This is a genomic window from Pseudomonas wuhanensis (assembly GCF_030687395.1).
In the GTDB taxonomy this organism is placed as follows: domain Bacteria; phylum Pseudomonadota; class Gammaproteobacteria; order Pseudomonadales; family Pseudomonadaceae; genus Aquipseudomonas; species Aquipseudomonas wuhanensis.
In genome coordinates, this window is record NZ_CP117430.1 from 2,283,442 (window position 1) to 2,306,563 (window position 23,122).

Annotated in this window: 18 protein-coding genes; 13 read left to right on the forward strand and 5 right to left on the reverse strand. The window is 58.3% G+C overall.

Annotation, left to right across the window (positions count from 1 at the left end):
- Positions 1–146: 146 nt before the first annotated feature.
- On the reverse strand, positions 147–326 hold the full coding sequence (locus tag PSH88_RS10600) for a PA1571 family protein (protein ID WP_305426164.1): 180 nt from the start codon (positions 324–326) through the stop codon (positions 147–149).
- A 267-nt stretch (positions 327–593) separates the two neighbouring features.
- Here PSH88_RS10600 and PSH88_RS10605 point away from each other — a divergent pair, with 267 nt between their 5' ends.
- Positions 594–2,378 carry an ABC transporter transmembrane domain-containing protein gene (locus PSH88_RS10605; RefSeq protein ID WP_305426165.1) on the forward strand — a complete coding sequence of 595 codons (1,785 nt, stop codon included), beginning with the start codon at positions 594–596 and terminating at the stop codon, positions 2,376–2,378.
- Positions 2,379–2,457: 79 nt separating this feature from the next.
- Here the strand turns inward: PSH88_RS10605 and PSH88_RS10610 are convergent, their stop codons facing one another.
- Positions 2,458–4,386, reverse strand: a complete 1,929-nt coding sequence (locus tag PSH88_RS10610) for a transglycosylase SLT domain-containing protein (RefSeq protein ID WP_305426166.1) — start codon at positions 4,384–4,386, stop codon at positions 2,458–2,460.
- Between the two features lie 213 nt (positions 4,387–4,599).
- On the opposite strand from PSH88_RS10610, the gene PSH88_RS10615 reads away from it, so the two are divergent.
- Positions 4,600–6,522, forward strand: coding sequence for an ATP-binding cassette domain-containing protein (locus PSH88_RS10615; protein WP_305426167.1), 1,923 nt, complete (start codon positions 4,600–4,602; stop codon positions 6,520–6,522).
- 191 nt (positions 6,523–6,713) lie between these two features.
- Here PSH88_RS10615 and PSH88_RS10620 read toward each other — a convergent pair whose 3' ends face one another.
- On the reverse strand, positions 6,714–7,151 hold the full coding sequence (locus PSH88_RS10620) for a universal stress protein (protein WP_030128421.1): 438 nt from the start codon (positions 7,149–7,151) through the stop codon (positions 6,714–6,716).
- A 104-nt stretch (positions 7,152–7,255) separates the two neighbouring features.
- Here PSH88_RS10620 and PSH88_RS10625 point away from each other — a divergent pair, with 104 nt between their 5' ends.
- The 7 genes from PSH88_RS10625 to PSH88_RS10655 all read left to right on the forward strand — a co-directional run bounded on the left by PSH88_RS10625 (position 7,256) and on the right by PSH88_RS10655 (position 15,686).
- Positions 7,256–7,693 carry a hypothetical protein gene (locus PSH88_RS10625; protein ID WP_305426168.1) on the forward strand — a complete coding sequence of 146 codons (438 nt, stop codon included), beginning with the start codon at positions 7,256–7,258 and terminating at the stop codon, positions 7,691–7,693.
- A gap of 520 nt (positions 7,694–8,213) precedes the next feature.
- Positions 8,214–10,361, forward strand: a complete 2,148-nt coding sequence (fadB, locus tag PSH88_RS10630; protein ID WP_305426169.1) for a fatty acid oxidation complex subunit alpha FadB — start codon at positions 8,214–8,216, stop codon at positions 10,359–10,361.
- 30 nt (positions 10,362–10,391) lie between these two features.
- Positions 10,392–11,567, forward strand: a complete 1,176-nt coding sequence (fadA, locus tag PSH88_RS10635; RefSeq protein ID WP_007933190.1) for an acetyl-CoA C-acyltransferase FadA — start codon at positions 10,392–10,394, stop codon at positions 11,565–11,567.
- A 98-nt stretch (positions 11,568–11,665) separates the two neighbouring features.
- On the forward strand, positions 11,666–11,902 hold the full coding sequence (locus tag PSH88_RS10640; RefSeq protein WP_007907781.1) for a DUF1653 domain-containing protein: 237 nt from the start codon (positions 11,666–11,668) through the stop codon (positions 11,900–11,902).
- Positions 11,903–12,016: 114 nt separating this feature from the next.
- The gene (gene topA, locus PSH88_RS10645; RefSeq protein WP_305426170.1) at positions 12,017–14,644 is read left to right on the forward strand and encodes a type I DNA topoisomerase; all 2,628 of its coding nucleotides are present in this window, start codon (positions 12,017–12,019) and stop codon (positions 14,642–14,644) included.
- 142 nt (positions 14,645–14,786) lie between these two features.
- Positions 14,787–15,311 carry a DUF6586 family protein gene (locus PSH88_RS10650; protein ID WP_038979974.1) on the forward strand — a complete coding sequence of 175 codons (525 nt, stop codon included), beginning with the start codon at positions 14,787–14,789 and terminating at the stop codon, positions 15,309–15,311.
- 141 nt (positions 15,312–15,452) lie between these two features.
- Positions 15,453–15,686: a hypothetical protein gene (locus PSH88_RS10655; protein WP_007907774.1), complete on the forward strand. Its 234-nt coding sequence runs from the start codon at positions 15,453–15,455 to the stop codon at positions 15,684–15,686.
- Between the two features lie 93 nt (positions 15,687–15,779).
- Here the strand turns inward: PSH88_RS10655 and sulA are convergent, their stop codons facing one another.
- Entirely contained in the window at positions 15,780–16,253 is a 474-nt protein-coding gene (gene sulA / locus PSH88_RS10660; RefSeq protein ID WP_008073066.1) for an SOS-induced cell division inhibitor SulA, read from the reverse strand.
- 10 nt (positions 16,254–16,263) lie between these two features.
- Positions 16,264–16,872 (reverse strand): transcriptional repressor LexA, encoded by a 609-nt coding sequence (lexA, locus tag PSH88_RS10665; protein WP_007907770.1) that lies wholly within the window; start codon positions 16,870–16,872, stop codon positions 16,264–16,266.
- A gap of 229 nt (positions 16,873–17,101) precedes the next feature.
- Here lexA and PSH88_RS10670 point away from each other — a divergent pair, with 229 nt between their 5' ends.
- The 4 genes from PSH88_RS10670 (at position 17,102) to PSH88_RS10685 (ending at position 23,078) form a co-directional block, all read left to right on the forward strand.
- The gene (locus PSH88_RS10670; protein ID WP_007907768.1) at positions 17,102–17,809 is read left to right on the forward strand and encodes a TetR/AcrR family transcriptional regulator; all 708 of its coding nucleotides are present in this window, start codon (positions 17,102–17,104) and stop codon (positions 17,807–17,809) included.
- A gap of 170 nt (positions 17,810–17,979) precedes the next feature.
- Complete coding sequence (gene nagZ / locus PSH88_RS10675) at positions 17,980–18,978, forward strand: beta-N-acetylhexosaminidase (protein ID WP_305426968.1); 999 nt, start codon at positions 17,980–17,982, stop codon at positions 18,976–18,978.
- 12 nt (positions 18,979–18,990) lie between these two features.
- Positions 18,991–19,728, forward strand: a complete 738-nt coding sequence (locus tag PSH88_RS10680; RefSeq protein ID WP_305426171.1) for an S-methyl-5'-thioinosine phosphorylase — start codon at positions 18,991–18,993, stop codon at positions 19,726–19,728.
- A gap of 44 nt (positions 19,729–19,772) precedes the next feature.
- Positions 19,773–23,078: a DEAD/DEAH box helicase gene (locus tag PSH88_RS10685; protein WP_305426969.1), complete on the forward strand. Its 3,306-nt coding sequence runs from the start codon at positions 19,773–19,775 to the stop codon at positions 23,076–23,078.
- Positions 23,079–23,122: the final 44 nt, after the last annotated feature.

Below are 23,122 nucleotides of genomic sequence, written 5' to 3' on the forward strand. Positions count from 1 at the left end.
CCACGCTCCCACAGGTCATGCGTCAATTTTGGAATCGCGGTAATCCTGTGGGAGTGGGCTTGCCCGCGATAGGGTGCGCAGCCCCCTCAAAAGACACCCATAAAAAACCCGGCTAAAAGAGCCGGGTCAAGAAGACGGTGGCTATATCACTCTTGTTCGGCAGGCTTGACCAATCGCTTCTCCAGTTCGCGGCAAGCGTCCTGGATCATGTCTTCAGTGATCGGTACTTCGCGCCCATCCTTATCAATAATCGAGCAACCCAGAGCTTGGCCTGGCTTGGTGCGGATCACTTCAATCTTGTCATCGCTGCTGTTTTGCAAGGACATGGCCTGTCTCCTCATCAGGTTGTGTGCTTACTGTAAAACCGCCAGGTGACCGGGCTGTGACAACTCCCTGCGATCTTTCAGGTCGGCATCCTCAGTCCATCAGAAATACCCTGACGTTTCCACCCGGACTTTAGACCAATAATCTCTAGCCACTAGTATTGGCGGTCATAATTAACCTGACTCATTATGATTTACAGCGTTCAATCCCATTGACCGGTGTAGGCTTGGTCGAGTTAAAGCCATTGGTTGCGCCATCGGATGATCTTCATGCTCTCTTCCCGTCACCGCCGCGCCATTCGTCTGGCCAGCCGTTTCCTCGCACCTTATCGCTGGCCGGCCTTCGGCGCTTTACTGGCGTTGATCGTCACTGCCGGCATCACTTTGTCCATGGGACAGGGGATTCGCCTGCTGGTGGATCAGGGCTTCATGACCCAGTCGCCGCATTTGCTCAACCGATCCATCGGCGTGTTCATGCTGCTGGTGATTGGTCTGGCGATTGGCACCTTTGCACGGTTTTACCTGGTGTCGTGGATCGGCGAGCGCGTTGTCGCCGACATCCGTCGTCGGGTGTTCAACCATCTGGTCTACCTGCATCCGGGGTTCTATGAAGACAACCGCAGCTCTGAGATCCAATCGCGGCTGACCGCCGACACCACGCTGCTGCAATCGGTAATCGGCTCTTCGCTGTCGCTGTTCCTGCGTAATGGGCTGATGGTGATCGGCGGGATTGTCCTGCTGTTTATCACCAACCCCAAACTCACCAGTATCGTGGTGGTCGCGTTGCCGCTGGTGGTCGCGCCGATCCTGATTTTTGGTCGTCGGGTGCGCACGCTGTCGCGTCTGAGCCAGGACCGGATTGCCGACATCGGCAGCTATGTCTCCGAAACCCTGAGTCAGATCAAAACCGTGCAGGCCTACAACCATCAGGTTCAGGACGAGCAGCGTTTTGCCACGACCGTGGAAGAGGCTTTCAACACTGCCCGCAAGCGCATCTTCCAGCGGGCCTGGTTGATTACCCTGGTGATCCTGCTGGTGTTGGGCGCGGTCGGGGTGATGCTCTGGGTCGGCGGCATGGATGTCATCGCCGGGCGGATTTCCGCGGGTGAGCTGGCAGCGTTTGTCTTTTACAGCCTGATCGTCGGCGGTGCCTTCGGCACGTTGAGTGAAGTGATCGGCGAACTGCAGCGTGCAGCAGGGGCGGCGGAACGGATTGCCGAGTTATTGCGTTCGGAAAACATCATCCAGCCACCGACCCAGGGTCTGGTGACTTTGCCCGAACGGGTGAAGGGCGACCTGGTGCTGCAAGATGTATGTTTTTCCTACCCGTCGCGTCCGCAAAGCCGTGCCGTCGATGGTCTGAATCTGACGATCAATGCCGGCGAAACCCTTGCATTGGTGGGGCCGTCCGGTGCCGGCAAGTCGACGGTGTATGACCTGCTATTGCGCTTTTACGACCCCTCCGAAGGACGCATTCTGCTGGACGGCGTGCCGTTGACCCAACTCGATCCTCTGGACCTGCGTCGCTGCTTCGCCCTCGTTTCGCAAACCCCGACGCTGTTCTTCGGCAGCATCGAAGAGAATATTCGCTACGGTCACCCGACGGCGACTTTGGCTCAGGTCCAGGAAGCCGCGAAAATCGCCTATGCCCACGACTTCATCGAGCAAATGCCCAACGGCTACCAGACTCACCTCGGCGACGCTGGTCTCGGTTTGTCCGGCGGGCAACGCCAGCGCCTGGCCATCGCCCGGGCGCTGCTGGTGGATGCGCCGATCCTGTTGCTGGACGAAGCCACCAGCGCCCTCGACGCCCAGAGTGAACACCTGATCCAGCAAGCCCTGCCCAGCCTGATGAAAAATCGCACCACACTGGTCATCGCCCACCGACTGGCCACGGTGAAAAACGCCGACAGAATTGCAGTGATGGACCAAGGAAAACTGGTGGCAGTGGGGACGCATCAGGAGTTGATTGCGAGTAATGCACTGTACGCACGGCTGGCGGCGTTGCAGTTTAGTGATGGGCGCCATGCCTCAACCGACCAAGTAACCGACTAAGTAACCGACCCAGTAGAGCACCAAAAAAAATGCCCGCATCAATCGATGCGGGCATTTTTGTCAGCGTTCCAAAGCAGGCTCATTGATCGTCAAAATACCGTTCATGCCAATCCACCAACGGTTGTGGTGAGTTGAGCTTCTGGCCGTAGATCACCGAGTACGACAATACGTTCTGCACGTACTGGCGGGTTTCGTCGAACGGGATGCTTTCCACCCACACATCGAAGCTCAGGTGATCGGCGCCACGCAGCCATTGACGTACGCGGCCGGGGCCGGCGTTGTAGGCGGCGGAGGCGAGGACGCGGTTGCCGTTGAACTGGCTGTGGACCTGGCTCAGGTAAGCGGCACCGAGCTGAATGTTCTTGTCCGGATCGAATACTTGCTGCGGCGAAGCGAGGGGAATGCTGAACTTACGCGCGGTTTCCTTGGCGGTGCCCGGCATCAGTTGCATCAAGCCGCTGGCACCGACGCCGGAGCGTGCATCGGCCATGAAGGCGCTTTCCTGGCGGGTGATGGCGAATACCCAGCTCGAATGCAGGCCACGGACCTTGGCTTCACGGACCAGGGTTTCGCGGTGGGCCATCGGGAAGCGGATGTCCAGGTCGTCCCAGTACTTCGCCTGACTGATGGTGCGGATCGCCGGGAAATACCATTTCAGGTCGTAAGCCAGTTTCGCCTGGGCGACCATTTCGTCACGGCTGAAGTGCCGGCTGACGTGGTACCACTCGCGACGACCGTCGACGATCTGCCCGCGCGCATGGAATTCCAGGGCGCGTCGTATGCCGGGGGTGTTGCGTACCTTGTTGATCAGCGCCTGACTGAGCACCAGCGGTTTGTTGTTCAGCGAATAGGGGGATTGCGAGCGATCGGCCGCCAGGAAACCGTAGAAGTCGCGCTCGCGAGCCAGGCCCTTGTAAAGCGTCTGTGCTTCCGGATTCTGTGGTTGCGCCAGCTCCAGGCTGCGAGCCTGCCAGTAACGCCAGCGGTTGGTGGTGGCCAGATCCTGAGGCAGGCGGCGGGTCAACTGATAGGCATCGTCCCAACGGGCCAGGCGCAATAGCAGGCGCAGACGCCATTCGGAAACGGTGTTGTCCCGCAGCTCCGGGTCGTATTTGGTCATTACGTCCAGCGCGCGGCTGTCGAAACGACGAGCGAGGGTCAGCCCGATTTCCCGGGCAATCGCGACTTTTTCGTCGCGGGAGAAGTGCATGCTGCTGGCGTAACCGTCGAGCAGGGCCATGGCCCTGTCCGGATCCTGACGGGCCAGGCGGCGCAGGCCGAGGCTGACGATGTCGGACATCGGTTCATCGGCCGGGGTAAAACGCGACGGTTGATTGAGCAGCTCGGGTTTCTGCGCCACGTCCACCAGCAAGCGACCCCGCGGGGCGAGTGTCGTCAGGCCATTGATCAGGCTGTTGGCCAGCGGATAGTTGCGTGCCTGGGCGGCGAGCTTGGTGCGCTCCCAGCGTTTCTGTTCAGTCAGTTGACCCTCGGCGGCCCACATTCCGAACACCGTATCGCATGCCTCGGGCTGGGTTTTGCCGCTCAGCCAGAGTTTGTCGGCGTTGGCATACCCTTCGGCCTTGCGGTTATGGCTGATCTGATACTGCGCGTTCAGGCAGTCCAGTTCGGTGAAATTGAGCTTGGGGTCATAATATTTGACGAAGGTCGCCCAATCGCCGCGTTCGGCCAGCCAGCGCAGCCAGCGCAACTTCATCCAGTTGGCTTGCGGCAGGTCACCGTGTTCGGCGAGGAATTTCTCGATTTCGGCATTGCTCGCGGTTTTCAGACGCGCGGTCAGTTCGTCATAAGCCAGATAGGGCTCCAGCGGATAATCGCTCAGGGCCTGGCTGTAACGGAAATAAGGGCCGGAATCGCCTTTGGCCAAGGCACGCTTGGCTTCATCGTAATACTGGCGTTGCGTGGACAGGTCCACCGCCTGGGCGGATTGAGCGGCAGCGGCTGTAAGAAGCAAACACGAAAAAAGATTGAAAAGGCGACTGCGCATGAGACGTCCGGGCAAAGAAATCAGGACAAGTGCCAGCAAGAGCAGCACTGAATTATCTGTAGCTTAGCCTTTTGCCAGCAGCGGGTGAAAGCTTTGCCGAGCTGCCAGCACAAGTTCGCAACAATTGTTGTGCAGAGTGCTTCGACATTGAAATTGCCGGCCTTCTGAAGCCTCAACTCAGGTAGAATGCGCGCCCGGTTTTTGGAGAAGCTCATGACCCTGCTCAAATTCAGCGATGTGTCCCTTGCTTTCGGCGCTATGCCGTTGTTGGACAAGGTGTCCTGGCAGATCGCCCGTGGTGAGCGGGTGTGCATCATCGGCCGCAATGGCACTGGCAAGTCCAGCATGATGAAGCTCGTCAAGGGCGACCAGAAGCCTGATGACGGCTCTGTTTGGCGCGCACCTGGCCTAAAGATTGGCGAATTGCCGCAAGAATTGCCGGTCGCCGACGAGCGGACCGTGTTCGACGTGGTTGCCGAAGGCCTGGACGGTGTCGGCGAGCTGCTCGCGCAATATCACCACCTGAGCCAGAACATTGTCACCGACGCCGACCTGGACAAGCTGATGCATGTCCAGCACGACCTCGAAGCCCGCGACGGCTGGCGTTTGCAGCAACTGGTCGACAGCACCTTGAGCCGCTTACAACTGCCGGCCGACAAGACCCTTGCCGAATTGTCCGGCGGCTGGCGTCGCCGCGTCCTGCTGGCCCAGGCCCTGGTTTCCGAACCGGATCTGCTGCTGCTCGACGAACCGACCAACCACCTGGACATCGGCGCCATTGCCTGGCTCGAAGAAGCGCTGAAGGATTTCCAGGGCGCCGTGCTGTTCATCACGCACGACCGTTCATTCCTGCAGAACCTCGCGACGCGCATTCTGGAGCTGGATCGCGGTGGCCTGATCGACTGGAACGGCGACTACGCCAGTTTCCTCGTGCACAAAGAGGCGACTCTGGCTGCTGAAGAAACCGCCAACGCGCTGTTCGACAAGAAACTGGCCCAGGAAGAAGTCTGGATCCGTCAGGGCATCAAGGCTCGCCGCACCCGTAACGAAGGTCGCGTCCGCGCCCTGAAAGCCCTGCGCGTTGAGCGTAGCGAGCGTCGTGAACGCACCGGCAAGGCCAACATTCAGCTGGATACCGCCGACAAGTCCGGCAAGCAGGTGATGGTCCTCGAGAACGTGAGTTTCGCTCACCCGGGCGGTCCGTTCCTGATCAAGGATTTCTCGATGGTCCTGCAGCGCGGCGACCGTATCGGTCTGCTCGGCGCCAACGGTACCGGCAAGACCACGCTGCTGAAGCTGATGCTCAGCGGTCTGCAGCCGACCAGCGGCAAAGTGGAAGAGGGGACGCGCATCGACGTGGCCTATTTCGACCAGTTGCGCCATCAGCTGGACCTGGAAAAAACCGTGATCGACAACGTGGCCGAAGGTCGCGATTTCATCGATATCGATGGTCAGAGCCGCCATGTGCTGAGCTACCTCGGCGACTTCCTGTTCAGCCCGCAGCGTGCCCGCACCCCGGTCAAGGCGCTGTCCGGTGGTGAGCGTGCCCGTCTGTTGCTGGCCAAACTGTTCAGCAAACCGGCGAACCTGTTGGTCCTCGACGAACCGACCAACGACCTGGACGTGGAAACCCTCGAGCTGCTGGAAGAGGTCCTGCTGACCTTCAACGGCACCGTGCTGATGGTCAGCCACGACCGGGCATTCCTCGACAACGTGGTCACCAGCACCCTGGTCTTCGAAGGCGAAGGCAAGGTTCGCGAATACGTCGGTGGTTATCAGGACTGGCTGCGTCAGGGCGGCTCGCCGCGCCTGCTGGGCGTGACCGAGAGCAAGTCCGGCAAGGCCGACCTGAACTCGGCTGTCGTGACGGCTGAACCTGCGCCGGTGGTTGCAGTGGAAACACCAGCGCCGGCGGCGAAAAAGAAGCTCAGCTACAAGTTGCAGCGTGAGCTGGAAATGTTGCCGAGTCAGATCGAAGCCATGGAGCAGCAGATCGCAGTGGTTGAAGCGCAGATGGCGGATGCCGGGTTCTATCAGCGTCCTGCTGCCGAAACGGCTGCGGTGATCGCTCAGCTGGAGCAGTTGCAGGCTGAACTCGACGTGATGGTCGAGCGCTGGGCCGAGCTGGATGCCTGATTGATCCGGCGATAAAAAAGCCCGGCGTTCAGTGATGAGCGCCGGGCTTTTCGTATGAAATGCGATCTACTGGCCGGCATGGATTCACTGTGGGAGCGGGCTTGCTCGCGAAGAGGGACTTACATTCAACATTCATGCTGGCTGAATGTCCGCCTTCGCGAGCAAGCCCGCTCCCACATTGTTCCGTGTTATCAGCTTTTGATCAGGCGCACCGCCAGCACGTCGCAAGGCGCGCCGTGCAGCACGTCATTGGCGGTGGAGCCGAGCAACAGCGCCAGGCCATGTCGACCATGACTGCCCACCACGATCAGGTCGCACGTTTGCTCCTTGGCGAGGTGATGAATCTCCTGGCGCGGCTGGCCGTAGGTCAAGTGGCTGTATTCCTTGGAGAGTTCCGGGTATTTCACGATCAATCGCTCAAGGCGCTCTTTGGCCTGATCGAACTGTTGCTGTTGCAACTGGGAAAGATCCATCGGTACGTCGCCACCAAAGGCCATCGCCATCGGTTCGACGATATGCACCAGGGACAGCTTCGCGCCATTGCTCACCGAGAGTTCGCGGGCGCGGTGGATGACAGGATCGCACTCTTCGGTTAGATCTACAGCGACCAGAATATGGTGGTAGGGCATGAGGTGCACCTCCTGAGGATTGCAATATTGGTAAGTATGGCTGGTTTCAAGCGCATTGGTTTCAAAGTGACTCAATGGGCTCATCAAGAATCGGGAGTACACATATGACGGTCTGGATAGTGGTGTCAATCCTGCTGGTGGTCTTGAGTCCGCTGGCCTGGTTGCGACCCTCTCGTGCTCAGAGCGGGCGCATAGCCCTGCGCATGGAGGCACGGCGCATTGGCCTGGCCATGCAGCTGGCGCCTCAGGAATGGCCGCATTGGCTGAGCCAGGAGCCACCGAGCCCTTGCGCCCAGTACCATCGGCCGCGCCGTGGCACGCGACCGGCGTGCTGGAGTTATTGGCAGAAGGCGCCAGGCGTGTGGGTCAATCAGTGGCAGGAGGTCTGTGAGGATGGGATGCTGCTGAATCATTTCGAAAAATTGCCTGCCAACGTCTACAAGGTCGAAGCAGACAAGCAAATGATTGCCCTGTATTGGGGCGAGAAGGGCGAGGCCGAGGTTCTGCAACAGATCGATGCCACGCTCAAAGCACTCGCCTGAACCCCTGATCGGCAACTGCTACAGAAGGTAATAAAAAGCCCGACATCATCATCGGGCTGAGGTTGGCCAGGCAGGCCGGTAATTCTATGTGGCATTGATCTTACGCTGGGCATTCGTCAAAAGCGTTCAAATTTTTTCTTCAGGGTCCCGCCAGCGTAGCTTGTTAAACACAGGCTGCCGCTAATTAGGGCGATTTTTCTAACTATTGATTCTATGAATGACCTCACATGCATCAGCGTGTTGCAGGGCTTCGTGGTACGGAAGTGACCGGAAAGTCGCGTTTCAACCAGTATTTTGGGCGATTGACAATTGCCGGAAATTCCGTGAAGGTGACATACCCAAATCAAACGGGCGTATGAATTGAGCGTTTGTATTACAGAGCGCTCCTACAGAATCCCGACTATCGCGTTGGCGGGTGTGCCGGGTGAATTGGCGTAGCATCGACGATAAGCGTCCTTGCCGAGCCAGTCGCCTGCGTCCGACGTGTACTGTTCAGCTTCCATATCGTGGAGATCAGTTGATGATTTACGAAGGTAAAGCCATCACGGTTAAGGCTCTTGAAAGTGGCATCGTCGAATTGAAATTCGACCTCAAGGGTGAGTCCGTCAACAAGTTCAACCGTCTTACCCTGAACGAACTGCGTCAGGCTGTAGACACCATCAAGGCAGATGCTTCGATCAAGGGTGTGATCGTCAGCAGTGGCAAGGACGTATTCATCGTCGGCGCCGACATCACCGAATTCGTCGACAACTTCAAGCTGCCGGATGCAGAGCTTGTTGCTGGCAACCTCGAAGCCAACAAGATTTTCAGCGATTTCGAAGACCTCAACGTCCCGACTGTCGCCGCGATCAATGGCATCGCGCTGGGTGGCGGTCTGGAAATGTGCCTGGCGGCAGATTTCCGCGTCATGGCCAGCACCGCTAAAATCGGTCTGCCGGAAGTCAAGCTGGGCATCTACCCGGGCTTCGGCGGTACTGTGCGTTTGCCGCGCATCATCGGTGCCGACAACGCCATCGAGTGGATTGCTGCCGGTAAGGAAAACCGCGCTGAAGACGCACTGAAAGTCGGTGCGGTCGATGCCGTGGTCGATTCGCAGAAGCTGCACGAAGCGGCGCTGAATCTGATCAAGGGCGCCATCTCCGGTGAGTTTGACTACAAGGCCAAGCGTCAGCCGAAGCTCGAAAAACTCAAGCTCAACGCCATCGAACAAATGATGTCGTTTGAAACCGCCAAAGGTTTCGTGGCCGGCCAGGCGGGACCGAACTACCCGGCGCCGGTCGAAGCGATCAAGACCATCCAGAAAGCCGCGAACTTCGGTCGCGACAAAGCACTGGAAGTCGAAGCAGCCGGTTTCGTCAAATTGGCCAAGACCTCTGCCGCGCAGAGCTTGATCGGTCTGTTCCTGAACGATCAGGAACTGAAGAAAAAGGCCAAGGCCTACGACGAAATCGCCAAGGACGTGAAGCAGGCTGCCGTATTGGGCGCCGGCATCATGGGTGGCGGTATCGCTTATCAGTCGGCCTCCAAAGGTACGCCGATCCTGATGAAGGACATCAACGAGCACGGCATCGAGCAGGGTCTGGCCGAAGCCGCCAAATTGCTGGTTGGCCGCGTTGAAAAAGGTCGCATGACCCCGGCGAAGATGGCCGAAGTGCTCAACGGCATTCGTCCGACCCTCTCCTACGGTGATTTCGGTCATGTCGACCTGGTCGTCGAAGCCGTGGTCGAGAACCCGAAGGTCAAGCAAGCCGTTCTGGCCGAAGTTGAAGGCAAGGTCAAAGAGGACACCATCCTCGCGTCCAACACCTCGACCATTTCCATCACCTTGCTGGCCAAAGCCCTCAAGCGTCCGGAAAACTTTGTCGGCATGCACTTCTTCAACCCGGTGCACATGATGCCGCTGGTTGAAGTGATCCGTGGCGAGAAGTCCAGCGAAGTGGCCGTTGCCACCACCGTTGCCTACGCCAAGAAAATGGGCAAGAACCCGATCGTCGTCAACGACTGCCCGGGCTTCCTGGTCAACCGCGTGTTGTTCCCGTACTTCGGCGGTTTCGCCAAACTGGTCAGCGCCGGCGTGGACTTCGTCCGCATCGACAAGGTCATGGAAAAATTCGGCTGGCCGATGGGCCCGGCGTACCTGATGGACGTGGTCGGTATCGACACCGGTCACCACGGTCGTGACGTCATGGCTGAAGGCTTCCCGGATCGCATGAAGGACGATCGCCGTTCGGCCGTCGACGTGCTCTACGAAGCCAAGCGCCTGGGCCAGAAGAATGGCAAGGGCTTCTACGCCTACGAGACCGACAAGCGCGGCAAGCAGAAGAAAGTCGCCGATCCTTCGGTGCTGGAAGTGCTCAAGCCGATCGTTTTCCAACAGCTCGAAGTCACTGACGAAGACATCATCAACTGGATGATGATCCCGTTGTGCCTGGAAACCGTGCGTTGCCTGGAAGACGGCATCGTCGAAACCGCCGCCGAAGCAGATATGGGCCTGGTCTACGGTATTGGTTTCCCTCCATTCCGTGGCGGTGCGCTGCGCTACATCGATTCGATCGGTGTTGCAGAGTTCGTTGCCCTGGCTGACCAGTACGCTGATTTGGGCGCGCTGTACCACCCGACCGCGAAGCTGCGTGAAATGGCCAAAAACGGCCAGAGCTTCTTTGGTTAAGCGCCCACACTAGAGCGAGAGTGAACGTATATGAGCTTGAATCCTAGAGACGTCGTGATTGTCGACTTCGGTCGTACGCCGATGGGCCGCTCCAAGGGCGGCATGCACCGCAACACCCGCGCCGAAGACATGTCGGCGCACCTGATCAGCAAATTGCTGGAACGCAACGTCAAGGTCGACCCGAGCGAAGTCGAAGACGTGATCTGGGGCTGTGTGAACCAGACTCTGGAGCAGGGCTGGAACATCGCCCGCATGGCGTCCCTGATGACGCAGATCCCGCACACCTCGGCCGGCCAGACCGTCAGCCGTCTGTGTGGCTCGTCGATGAGTGCTCTGCACACCGCCGCGCAAGCGATCATGACCGGTAACGGTGACGTGTTCGTGGTGGGTGGCGTCGAGCATATGGGTCACGTGAGCATGATGCACGGTGTCGATCCGAACCCGCACATGTCTCTGTACGCGGCGAAAGCCTCGGGCATGATGGGCCTGACCGCAGAAATGCTCGGCAAAATGCACGGCATTACTCGCGAACAACAGGACGCCTTTGGCGTGCGCTCCCACCAGCTCGCCCACAAGGCGACTGTGGAAGGCAAGTTCAAAGACGAAATCATCCCTATGCAGGGCTACGACGAGAACGGTTTCCTGAAACTGTTCGACTACGACGAAACCATTCGTCCGGAAACCACCCTGGAAAGCCTGGCGGCTCTGAAGCCAGCGTTTAATCCGAAGGGCGGCACCGTGACAGCCGGTACTTCGTCGCAGATCACCGACGGTGCTTCGTGCATGATCGTGATGTCGGCGCAGCGTGCCCAAGACCTGGGCATCCAGCCGCTGGCGGTGATTCGTTCGATGGCCGTGGCGGGTGTGGACCCGGCGATCATGGGCTATGGTCCAGTACCGGCAACGCAGAAAGCACTGAAGCGCGCGGGCCTTGGTATCAACGATATCGACTTCTTCGAGCTTAACGAAGCTTTCGCCGCACAGGCGCTGCCAGTGCTGAAAGATTTGAAAGTGCTCGACAAGATGAACGAGAAGGTTAACCTGCACGGCGGCGCGATCGCCCTGGGTCACCCGTTCGGTTGCTCCGGTGCCCGTATCTCCGGCACTTTGCTGAACGTGATGAAGCAGAATGGCGGCACCTTCGGGGTGGCTACCATGTGCATTGGTCTCGGCCAAGGCATCTCCACCGTCTTCGAACGCGTTTAAGCGTTTCGCTGATGGAAGCCGGGGCCAAGTGCCCCGGTTTTTGTTTTTCCGGATTTATTTTGTTTTTATTTTAAAAAAATTTGAGTGAGGGCCAAAGCATGCCGATACAACCTGGGCTCTACGAACATTACAAAGGTCCGCAGTACCGCGTATTCGCGGTTGCGCGGCATTCGGAAACCGAAGAGGAAGTGGTCTTCTACCAAGCCCTGTATGGCGATTACGGCTTTTGGGTGCGCCCCTTGAGCATGTTCCTGGAGTCGGTCGAGGTTGACGGCGAACAGGTGCCACGCTTTGCTTTGGTGCAAGCCGAACCGAGCGTTTTTCCGCAGCCATAAGGGGAGTGCGCGCAGAACCCTGCGCTTGACCTCACCTTGTAGCCACTATATATAGCGGTGCCGCGTCAGGCGCCAACCGCCTTTCACTTCTAGAATTCAGGAATTTTCTGATCCATGGGCAAATCGCTGGTCATTGTGGAATCCCCGGCTAAGGCCAAGACCATCAACAAGTATCTGGGTAACCAATACGTGGTGAAGTCGAGTATCGGCCATATCCGAGACCTGCCCACCAGCGGTTCGGCTAGCGCCAGCAAAGAGCCTGCCGCCAAGCGCGGCAAGGCCGCCGCAAGTGAAGGTCCGGTGCTCTCGCCGAAAGAGAAAGCGCGCAAGCAGCTGGTCTCGCGCATGGGTGTTGATCCCGATCATGGCTGGAAAGCCAAGTACGAGATCCTCCCGGGCAAGGAAAAAGTCATCGAAGAGCTGCGCCGGCTCGCCAAAGATGCTGACACCATCTATCTCGCAACCGACTTGGATCGCGAGGGGGAAGCCATTGCCTGGCACCTGCGCGAAGCCATCGGTGGTGACGACAGCCGCTACAAGCGCGTGGTGTTCAACGAAATCACCAAGAAAGCGATCCAGGAAGCCTTCTCCAAACCGGGCGAGCTGGACATCGATCGAGTAAACGCCCAGCAGGCGCGTCGCTTCCTCGACCGCGTAGTGGGTTACATGGTTTCGCCGCTGCTGTGGGCCAAGGTCGCCCGTGGCCTGTCCGCCGGTCGCGTGCAATCGGTTGCCGTGAAGCTGGTGGTCGAGCGTGAGCGTGAAATCCGCGCGTTCAACCCGGAAGAATACTGGGAAGTCCACGCCGACCTCGGCACCGCCAAGGGCGCGACCGTGCGCTTCGACGTAGCCCGCGAGAAAGGCGAAGCCTTCAAGCCGCTCAACGAAGCCCAGGCCATGGCCGCGCTGGAAAAGCTCAAGGCTTCCAGCTACAGCATCGTCAAGCGCGAAGACAAACCGACCAGCAGCAAGCCGTCGGCACCGTTCATCACTTCCACCCTGCAGCAGGCTGCGAGTAACCGCCTGGGCTTCGGTGTGAAGAAAACCATGATGATGGCCCAGCGTTTGTACGAAGCTGGCTACATCACTTATATGCGTACCGATTCCACCAACCTCTCGGCCGATGCCGTGACGATGGCGCGTACCTATATTGAAGGCGAGTTCGGCAAGAAGTACCTGCCGGAAAACCCGAACATCTACAGCAGCAAGGAAGGCGCACAAGAGGCTCACGAAGCGATTCGTCCGTCCGACGCCAATACCGAGCCAAGCAAGCTGTCGGGCATGGAGCGTGATGCCGAGCGGCTTTACGAGCTGATCTGGCGCCAGTTCCTGGCCTGCCAGATGCTGCCGGCGCAATACCTGTCGACCACGGTCACCGTCGGTGCCGGTGACTTCGAGCTGCGTGCCAAGGGCCGCATCCTGAAGTTCGACGGTTACACCCGCGTCATGCCGCAAATTGCCAAGCCTGGCGATGATGATGTGTTGCCGGATATGGTTCAGGGCGATGCGATGAAGCTGATCAAGCTTGATCCGACCCAGCACTTCACCAAGCCGCCGGCGCGTTACTCGGAAGCGAGCCTGGTTAAGGAAATGGAAAAACGCGGCATCGGTCGTCCTTCGACCTACGCGGCGATCATTTCGACTATCCAGGACCGCGGCTACGTGGCGCTGCACAACCGTCGTTTCTATTCGGAAAAGATGGGCGACATCGTCACTGAGCGTCTGGCCGAGAGCTTCTCCAATCTCATGGACTACGGCTTCACCGCCGGCATGGAAGAGAACCTCGATGACGTCGCTCAGGGCGAGCGCGACTGGAAAAACGTGCTCGACGAGTTCTATGGCGACTTCAAGAAGAAACTCGAAGTAGCCGAAAGCGCCGAAGGCGGCATGCGCGCCAATCAGCCGGTGATGACTGACATTCCGTGCGTGTTGTGCGGTCGTCCGATGCAGATCCGCACTGCTTCGACGGGCGTATTCCTCGGTTGCTCGGGCTATAGCCTGCCGCCGAAAGAGCGCTGCAAAGCCACCGTCAACCTGGTGCCGGGCGATGAAATCGCCGCGGACGACGAGGGTGAGTCCGAGTCGCTGGTCCTGCGTGGCAAGCATCGCTGCCCGATCTGCAGCACGGCCATGGACGCTTACCTGCTCGACGAGAAGCGCAAGCTGCACATCTGCGGTAACAACCCGGATTGCTCTGGTTACGAGATCGAAGAGGGCACCTACCGCATTAAAGGCTATGAAGGTCCGAGCCTGGAATGCGACAAGTGCGGCAGCGAGATGCAGCTCAAGACCGGTCGTTTCGGCAAGTTCTTCGGTTGCACCAATGCCACCTGCAAGAACACCCGCAAGCTGCTGAAAAGCGGTGACGCGGCGCCGCCGAAGATGGATCCGGTGAAGATGCCTGAGCTCAAATGCGAGAAGGTCAACGACACCTACATTCTGCGCGACGGTGCTTCCGGCCTGTTCCTGGCGGCCAGTCAGTTCCCGAAAAACCGCGAGACCCGTGCTCCATTGGTCATGGAGATCGTGCCGCACAAGGATGAGATCGATCCGAAGTATCACTTCCTCTGCGAAGCGCCGAAGAAAGACCCGGACGGTCTCCCGGCAGTGATCCGTTATAGCCGCAAGACCAAAGAGCAATACGTGCAGACTGAGGTCGACGGTAAACCGACTGGCTGGAAGGCGTATTACGACGGCGGCAAGTGGACGGTTGAAGACAAGCGTCCAGCAGCCAAGGCTTAAAAGCCGCTGTACACAAAAAGGCCGCATGACAACCCTCGGGTTTTCATGCGGCCTTTTTGTTTTGGGCTTGCGGTGAGCTCAGGTGATCCACGACACTGTCTGACCTGCGTGAAGCAATTATTTCGTTGTGGAGGCTGCCGTCATGGCCCACGAACTCTATACCCGTACCAACCAGAAGATTTATTTCGCCGGCCTGTCGCTGGAAGCGCTCGCCAAAGCCGAAGAGGGACGGGCGATGAACTCCCTGGCGCTGATTCAGGCCGGGCGCGAATCGGCGTTGTTTCACCTGTACGGTGCGCTGTTGGGGCTGTGCCATGAAATCGCCGGTTTCTATCGGCTGCCTCAGGCCAATGCGCCGCGTGCAGAGATGCTGCTGACCCGCGAAGTGCTCGAAACCATCGCTATTCCGGAAATGGCCGAGATGGTTGAACTGGCGCAAAACCCTGAAACCTGGCTGGCCAAACTGCTGTCGGCACATGCCGCACTGTTTCAGCCGCCTCGCGCTCCGCACAAGCCCAAGGGCGATGTGACGCAGCCGCTCATTCTGGCCGTTAATCTGGATGAAGAAGAGGCACCGGAGGAGTTGAGTCGGGAAGAGTTGGAGAGCTGGCGTCAGAACCTTAAAGGTCTGGCGATTCGGTTTCGCGAAGGGTTGAACGAGTGCTGAAAGTTTGAGTGTTTAGAGAGGGGTCCGCTCAGGGAAGAGTACTGTCAGAAATTTCCCTTCATGATGGCATCTGGTCAAGATCCCGAGCGAAGCTTGGCTGATGCCTATATAATCCCCGCCTTTCGTGGAGAACAGACCTTTATGCCAACGTCCTTTCTAGAAATTGTCGAGTTACCAGACGGCCGAATCGAGCTGCGCAGGGCCGAGGACGAGGGTTCTCTGGTTACTTTGGATTTCTCCGAGGATGCCAAGGTTTTCCTGCAAGGCCAGCATGTGGAAGTCGCCAAGGCGATGTTGAGCGTCGGTGTTCAGATGGCAGGACGCCTGGTTGAAGGCGAATTTGATAAGGAAGAGGGGCCACGGGTTCTTCATTGATCCCGCCCGTCGGATTCTTCGAATACCTCTACAGATTGGCTTCTCTATCCCTGGAGAAGCCCCGCGTTATTCAGCGCGCACAGTGCTTGTCAGTTAGCCCAGTCGAATATTCAGACTTTGCGCATCCCCGATACGGGCGGCGCTGATCAACTGTTGCCGCGATGTTGTGCTCAGCGGGTTAAGCCAGCTGACGACCGTATGGCTGCGGCCAAGTCGCAAGGCTTCGCAGGTCAACTGCTGAGCGCTCTGCGTGCCGCGCGGTTGCAGGAGCAGAATGCGCTCACGGTTCAGACCGGCGTCCCGTAACCAGGCTTGTGTCAGGCTGGCGGGCGGGGCGATCAGTGTCAGCCAGCGTGCATCCTGATCCTGGCTCAGTTCCCTGAGAATCGGTGCCAGAAGGTTCAGGCAGTTCCCGGCCGCGCCGCGCAGTGATAGCTCGCTGAAAACTTCAGGCTCGGCGCTCCAGGGCGATTCGACCACGTCTTTCAGGATCGGCGCCAATGGCTGTGCCATGAACGCCTCGAACAACGGCAGTTGGGCTTGCTGTGAGGTATGTGGGAACTGCATAAAGCCTCCTTTAGCGGCGAATCACGCCGACACTCAAGCCTTCGATAACCAGTTCCTGATCTTTCAGGTTGACTTCGATAGGGGCGAATTCAGGGTTTTCGGCAATCAACCAAACCTTGCTGCCGTCGCGCTTGAAGCGCTTGACGGTCACTTCGTCGCCGATCCGCGCCACCACGATCTGGCCGTTACGGGCTTCACGGGTGGTGTGGACGGCCAGCAGGTCACCGTCGAAAATGCCGACGTCCTTCATGCTCATACCATGGACCCGCAGCAGATAGTCAGCGCGAGGATGGAAGAACGAAGGGTTGATGTTGCAGGATTCTTCGATGTGCTGCTGGGCGAGGATCGGCGCACCGGCAGCCACCCGGCCAATGATCGGCAAGCTGGACTCGTCGGCCTTGGCTTCGAAGCCAGGGATGCGGATGCCGCGGGAGGCACCCGGGGTCATCTCGATCGCTCCCTTGCGGGCCAGCGCCTTGAGGTGTTCTTCCGCCGCATTGGGGGACTTGAAACCCAGTTCCTGAGCGATTTCCGCGCGGGTCGGCGGGTAGCCGTTGTCTTCGAGGCAACGTTTGATGAAGGCCAGAATCTCTGCTTGGCGTGGCGTCAGCTTTAGCATATTGATCGCTCTGTCTTTTTATACAGTGACTGGGATTATATACAGTGAACCGGTCTTGGCAATGCCCCTTTTTTTGTCGGCCGCTGGACGGTCATTTTGCTCGCTGATTGAAGCGGCACTGTTGTATGGTTAAATACCTGACCGACCATTCCCAAAACGAACCGCCAGACTTGACAAGGCCAGGGCTGAAACGTATGTTTCAAACAAGTGTTTGTCAGGCGGAGTAGCCATGGCCCAGTCGGAAACCGTTGAACGCATTCTCGATGCTGCCGAGCAGTTGTTCGCGGAAAAAGGTTTTGCTGAAACCTCATTGCGTCTGATCACCAGCAAGGCTGGTGTCAATCTGGCGGCGGTGAATTATCACTTCGGGTCGAAGAAGGCGCTGATCCAGGCGGTCTTCTCGCGTTTTCTCGGGCCGTTCTGCCTCAGTCTCGATAAAGAGCTGGAGCGCCGTCAGGCCAAGCCCGAAAACAAGCCAACCCTTGAAGAGCTGCTGGAGATTCTGGTCGAGCAAGCTCTGGTAGTGCAGCCACGCAGCGGCAATGATCTGTCCATCTTCATGCGCTTGCTGGGGCTGGCGTTCAGTCAGAGCCAAGGGCATTTGCGCCGTTATCTGGAAGACATGTACGGCAAGGTATTCCGCCGCTACATGATGCTGGTCAACGAGGCCGCGCCGCGCATTCCCCCGATCGAACTGTTCTGGCGTGTGCACTTCATGCTGGGTGCCGCGGCGTTCAGCATGTCGGGGATCAAGGCCTTGCGTGCGATTGCCGAGACCGACTTCGGCGTCAACACCTCCATCGAGCAAGTGATGCGTCTGATGGTGCCGTTCCTGGCCGCTGGCATGCGGGCCGAAACCGGTGTCACCGACACGGCCATGGCCACCGCGCAGTTGCGTCCACGCAGCAAATCGGCCCCGGTCGCCGCCAAGGTTTAACCGCACACGGGTGGGCGCGGCAGCTGACATCCGCTAAGCTAGCCGCCCATGCCGACTCTCGTTCTGAACCCGCTCCTCATTGATATCGCCGACCTGCCGGGCCCAGCCCATGGCGGCGAATTCGTGCGAGCCGGGTTTCTCGTAATCAAGGAATCTCTATGACTGCTGGCCTGCAAGGCTCGTTGATGGTGGACGTCGCCGGTACCTGGCTGACGGCTGAAGATCGCCAATTGTTGCGCCAGCCCGAAGTGGGCGGCCTGATCATTTTTGCCCGCAACATCGAACACCCGCGCCAAGTGCGCGAGTTGAGCGCTTCGATCCGCGCCATTCGTCCCGACTTGCTGCTCGCGGTGGATCAAGAGGGCGGTCGGGTTCAACGGCTGCGTCAAGGCTTTGTGCGACTGCCAGCCATGCGTGCCATCGCCGATAACCCGAATGCCGAAGAACTGGCCGAGCAGTGTGGCTGGATCATGGCGACCGAAGTGCTCTCGGTCGGTCTCGACTTGAGCTTCGCCCCGGTGCTGGACCTGGATTACCAGCGCAGCGCCGTTGTTGGCACCCGTTCGTTCGAAGGTGATCCCGAGCGCGCCACCTTGCTCGCCGGTGCATTCATCCGCGGCATGAACAGTGCCGGAATGGCCGCCACCGGCAAGCATTTCCCAGGTCATGGTTGGGCCGAGGCCGATTCCCACGTCGCGATTCCCAACGACGAGCGCAGCCTCGACGAAATCCGCGCCAACGACCTGGTGCCGTTTGCGCGATTGAGCAAGCAACTGGCCGCTGTCATGCCGGCCCACGTTATTTATCCTCAAGTCGATTCCCAGCCTGCAGGTTTCTCCCGTCGCTGGTTGCAGGACATCCTGCGCGGCGAACTGCAGTTCGACGGTGTGATCTTCAGCGACGACCTGTCGATGGCCGGCGCCCACGTGGTCGGCGATGCCGCCAGTCGCATCGAAGCGGCATTGACCGCCGGTTGCGACATGGGCCTGGTGTGCAACGATCGCGCAGCTGCCGAGTTGGCCTTGAGCGCCGCCCAGCGTTTGAAGGTCAAGCCTTCGGCGCGTATCGCGCGGATGCGCGGGCAGGCATACGCCAACACCGAATACCGTCAAGACCCGCGCTGGCTGGCGGCCATCGGCGCGCTCAGAGAAGCTCAATTGATTGATTAAGGGCTTTTCGCTATGACGGTTTACGCGATTATCGGCGGCACCGGCCTGACACAACTTGAAGGCCTGAGCATTCGTCAGTCATTGGCGGTGGACACGCCTTACGGCGCGCCTTCGGCTGAAGTGCAGATCGGTGAGTTCGCCGGCAAGGAAGTGCTGTTTCTCGCGCGTCATGGGCACCCACACCGATTCCCGCCGCATCAGGTGAACTACCGCGCCAACCTGTGGGCCTTGAAGCAGGCCGGTGCCAAAGCGATTCTCGCGGTCAACGCCGTGGGCGGGATTCATACTGCGATGGGCACCGGGCATTTCTGCGTGCCGCATCAATTGATCGACTACACCAGCGGTCGCGAACACACTTATTTTGCCGATGACCTGGAACAGGTCACACACATCGACTTCAGCTATCCCTACAACGAACCCCTGCGTCAGCAATTGATCGCGGCGTTGGCGGCTGAAGGCGTTGGCTACAGCAGCCAAGGCGTGTACGCCTGCACCCAGGGGCCACGTCTGGAAACCGTCGCTGAAATTGCGCGGCTGGAACGTGATGGTTGTGACATCGTCGGCATGACCGGCATGCCGGAAGCAGCATTGGCGCGAGAGCTGGAACTGGATTACGCCTGTCTGGCGCTGGTGGTGAACCCGGCGGCGGGCAAGTCGACAGCGGTGATTACCATGGCCGAGATCGAGCAGGCATTGCATGACGGGATGGGCAAGGTGAAGTCGACGTTGGCGTGGGTGTTGAAGGGCTAAGACGTAACCCCCATATAATCCAGTCATTATCAGAAGTTGAATTTATGCCGACAATCATTGAGCAACTTCATCAGATGCCGTGGACGGCGGCATTCAGCAATCGTGCTCTGGATAAGGCGCTCAGATACGCCAAGGAGAATCGGGTCAAGATCATCGACCTTGATGATCTGACGGTTAGCGCGACTTGCAAAGGCTCTGAAGGGAATATCTACGAACAGTCCATCGAACTCATTGAATATGAGGACGGTGTGTTCGTGCTGGATTGCAGCTGCTCATGTCCCGTAGTGATCGATTGCAAGCACTGTGCAACGGTCATTTATCATCTGCAAGACGTTCCTGTTGAGTCGAGCGAGAGCTCTGCCCCGGTTCGCCTGAACCGCGATTTGGAACGCTGGCTCAATGATATTCCTCGCGAGGCTCCAGACTGCGATGGAGCTGTGCAGAGTGCCGGCACGTGCTGGGTGTACAAACTCAAAGCCACGTCCACCGCAGGCAAGTGGTTGCTGGAAATTTGCAAGGCTCGTCAGCTCAAGGATGGCCGATTGCAGGACATCAAATCTGTGTTTTCGCCGTCAGATGCGCTGATGCGAGAGCCGGGCTATCTATCAGAGCTTGACCTGCGCATCGCCAGATTGCTGGTCGCAGTCCACTCCTCCCATTCTTACTACAGTGGGTATCCCTTGCAAGGCAGCAGCGGGGCCGAAGTCCTTCAGTTGGCGTTGAAAACTTCACGATTGTTTCTCGATTTCGAGCAACTGCAGCCCTTGGCATTTGGAAAGAAGAGATCTGCGCAGTTTGCCTGGGCTGAACAAGGCAATGGCAGTTTCCGTCCGCAGTGGCGTAGCGATGAAACTTCTGAGGAAACGATTCTGGCGCTGGAGCCTTTATATTATCTGGACCGCGAAAGGATGGAGGTTGGACCGCTGCTGAGTGAGCTGGGCAACAAACTGGCCAGCCACTTGTCTTTGGTTCCCGACATCCCGGCGCGACAGGCGATGCAATTCAGTCATCGGATGAGCGCCGTAACTCGGGTAGCGCCTGCGCCGCACACGTTGACCGAGCGGATCGTCGATGATATTGAGCCCCAGGCTTTCCTGACCCTCGCAACAACCAAGCGTTATACAAACTGGAAATACGAACTGGAGCACCGCGCAGCGCTGGCGTTCACTTACAACGGCCACATGGCCGCGGACAAAAAATCCACGGAAGTATCGGTACTCTTTGGCACCGAAACCCAGCGCATTCAGCGTAAACCGGTTGCCGAAAAAGCCCTGCGTCAGGCGTTGCAAAAACAAGGCTTTAAAAAGGCCACGCGTAAAAGTAATGCGTTACCCGATAGCGCAGGCGAAATGTTCGACTTGCCGGATGAATCGACATGGCTTGCTTTTGTGCAATCCGGGGTGCCGGCGCTCAGAGAGGCCAATTGGCAGATCAGTATTACTGACGGCTTTCATTTCAATTTGCAGTCCGTAGAAGAGTGGTATGCCGATATTGAGGAATCGCCGGGCCGCGAATGGTTCGATCTGCAATTGGGGATCGTGGTCAATGGCGAGCGCCACAGCCTGCTGCCGATTCTGCTGCATTTGTTACGCAATCAGCCACAGTTGATGAGCCCGGCTGAGCTAACCCGACGCGACGATAACGATCAGGTATTGATCGATCTCAATAGTGGGCAGTTAGGAGCGAAACCAGGTACGAAAGTCGCCCTGCCTCTCGGGCGGATCAAGCCATTAATGGCCACGCTCGGCGAGTTGTATTTGAGCGTAAGCAGCGGGAATTCGTTGCGCCTGAATGCTCTTGATGCGGCGCGGTTGAGTGAGCTCGAAAGTCTGCCACTGGTATGGCAGGGCGGTGAGCGTTTGCGCACTTTCGCGAAACGCTTGCGTGAATCGACTCACGCACACGTTGCTGCCCCAGAAGACCTCAATGCGGTGCTGCGGCCGTACCAGCTCGAAGGCCTGAACTGGATGCAGACCCTTCGCGAGCTGGAAGTCGGCGGTATTCTCGGCGACGACATGGGCTTGGGGAAAACGCTGCAAGCCCTGACTCATTTACTACTGGAAAAACAGGCGGGACGTCTCGACCGCCCGGCACTTGCCGTGATGCCTACCAGCCTCATCCCCAACTGGCTCGACGAAGCGGCACGCTTCACTCCGCAACTAAAAGTCCTGGCGCTCCATGGGGCTGGACGGCAAAACGATTTTGCTAACCTTGCCGAATACGACCTGGTGTTGACGACTTACGCATTGCTACCGCGCGATCTGGAGGTTTTGCAGCCTCAGGTCTGGAGCGTGCTGATTCTCGATGAGGCACAGAACATCAAGAACCCGGTCAGTAAAGCAGCTCAGGCAGCCCGACAATTAGAGGCTCGGCAGCGTTTGTGCCTGTCTGGCACCCCACTGGAAAACCACTTGGGTGAGTTGTGGTCACTGTTTCACTTTTTACTGCCCGGTTGGCTCGGCGACAGTAAAACCTTCAATCGCGACTATCGCACACCGATCGAGAAACACGGCAATAGCGAGCGGATGCAACACCTGACGGCCCGAATAAAACCCTTTCTGCTACGCCGCAAGAAAGAACAGGTTGCTACCGAATTGCCTCCCAAAACCGAGATCGTGCATTGGGTCGACCTTAGCGATGGGCAGCGGGACGTGTATGAAACCGTGCGTGTGGCAATGGACAAGAAGGTGCGCGATGAGATTGCCCGCAGCGGCGTCGGGCGCAGTCAGATCATCATCCTCGACGCTTTGCTCAAGCTGCGTCAGGTGTGCTGCGATCTGCGATTGATCAAAACGACGCTGACGGCAAAAGCTCTTCGCTCAGGCAGCGGAAAGCTGGTCAGCTTGATGGAGATGCTTGAAGAGTTGCTCAGCGAAGATCGCAAGATTTTGCTGTTCTCGCAGTTCACCTCGATGCTCGCGTTGATTGAGCAGGAGCTGCAGCAACGCGGCATTGGTTACTCGTTATTGACCGGCGACACCATGGATCGGCGCACACCGGTAAAAGATTTTCAGAGTGGCAAGGTGCCGTTGTTCCTGATTAGCCTGAAGGCTGGAGGGACCGGTCTCAATTTGACGGCGGCAGATACGGTGATTCACTTCGATCCATGGTGGAACCCGGCAGTAGAAAACCAGGCGACCGACCGAGCCTACAGAATTGGTCAGGACAAACCGGTATTCGTCTACAAGATGATTGCCCGCGGTACGGTCGAAGAAAAAATACAAGCGCTTCAGCAGGAGAAGGCGGCGTTGACCGGGGCCGTGCTCGAAGGTGGAGCGAGTGGGGGGTGGAAGCTTGAACAGAGTGATATTGAGGCGCTGTTCGCGCCTTTGCCCGATCCCAAATCCTGATAGCTGATCTCTTCAGTGGGGCCGCAGTGACGCCTTCGCGGGCA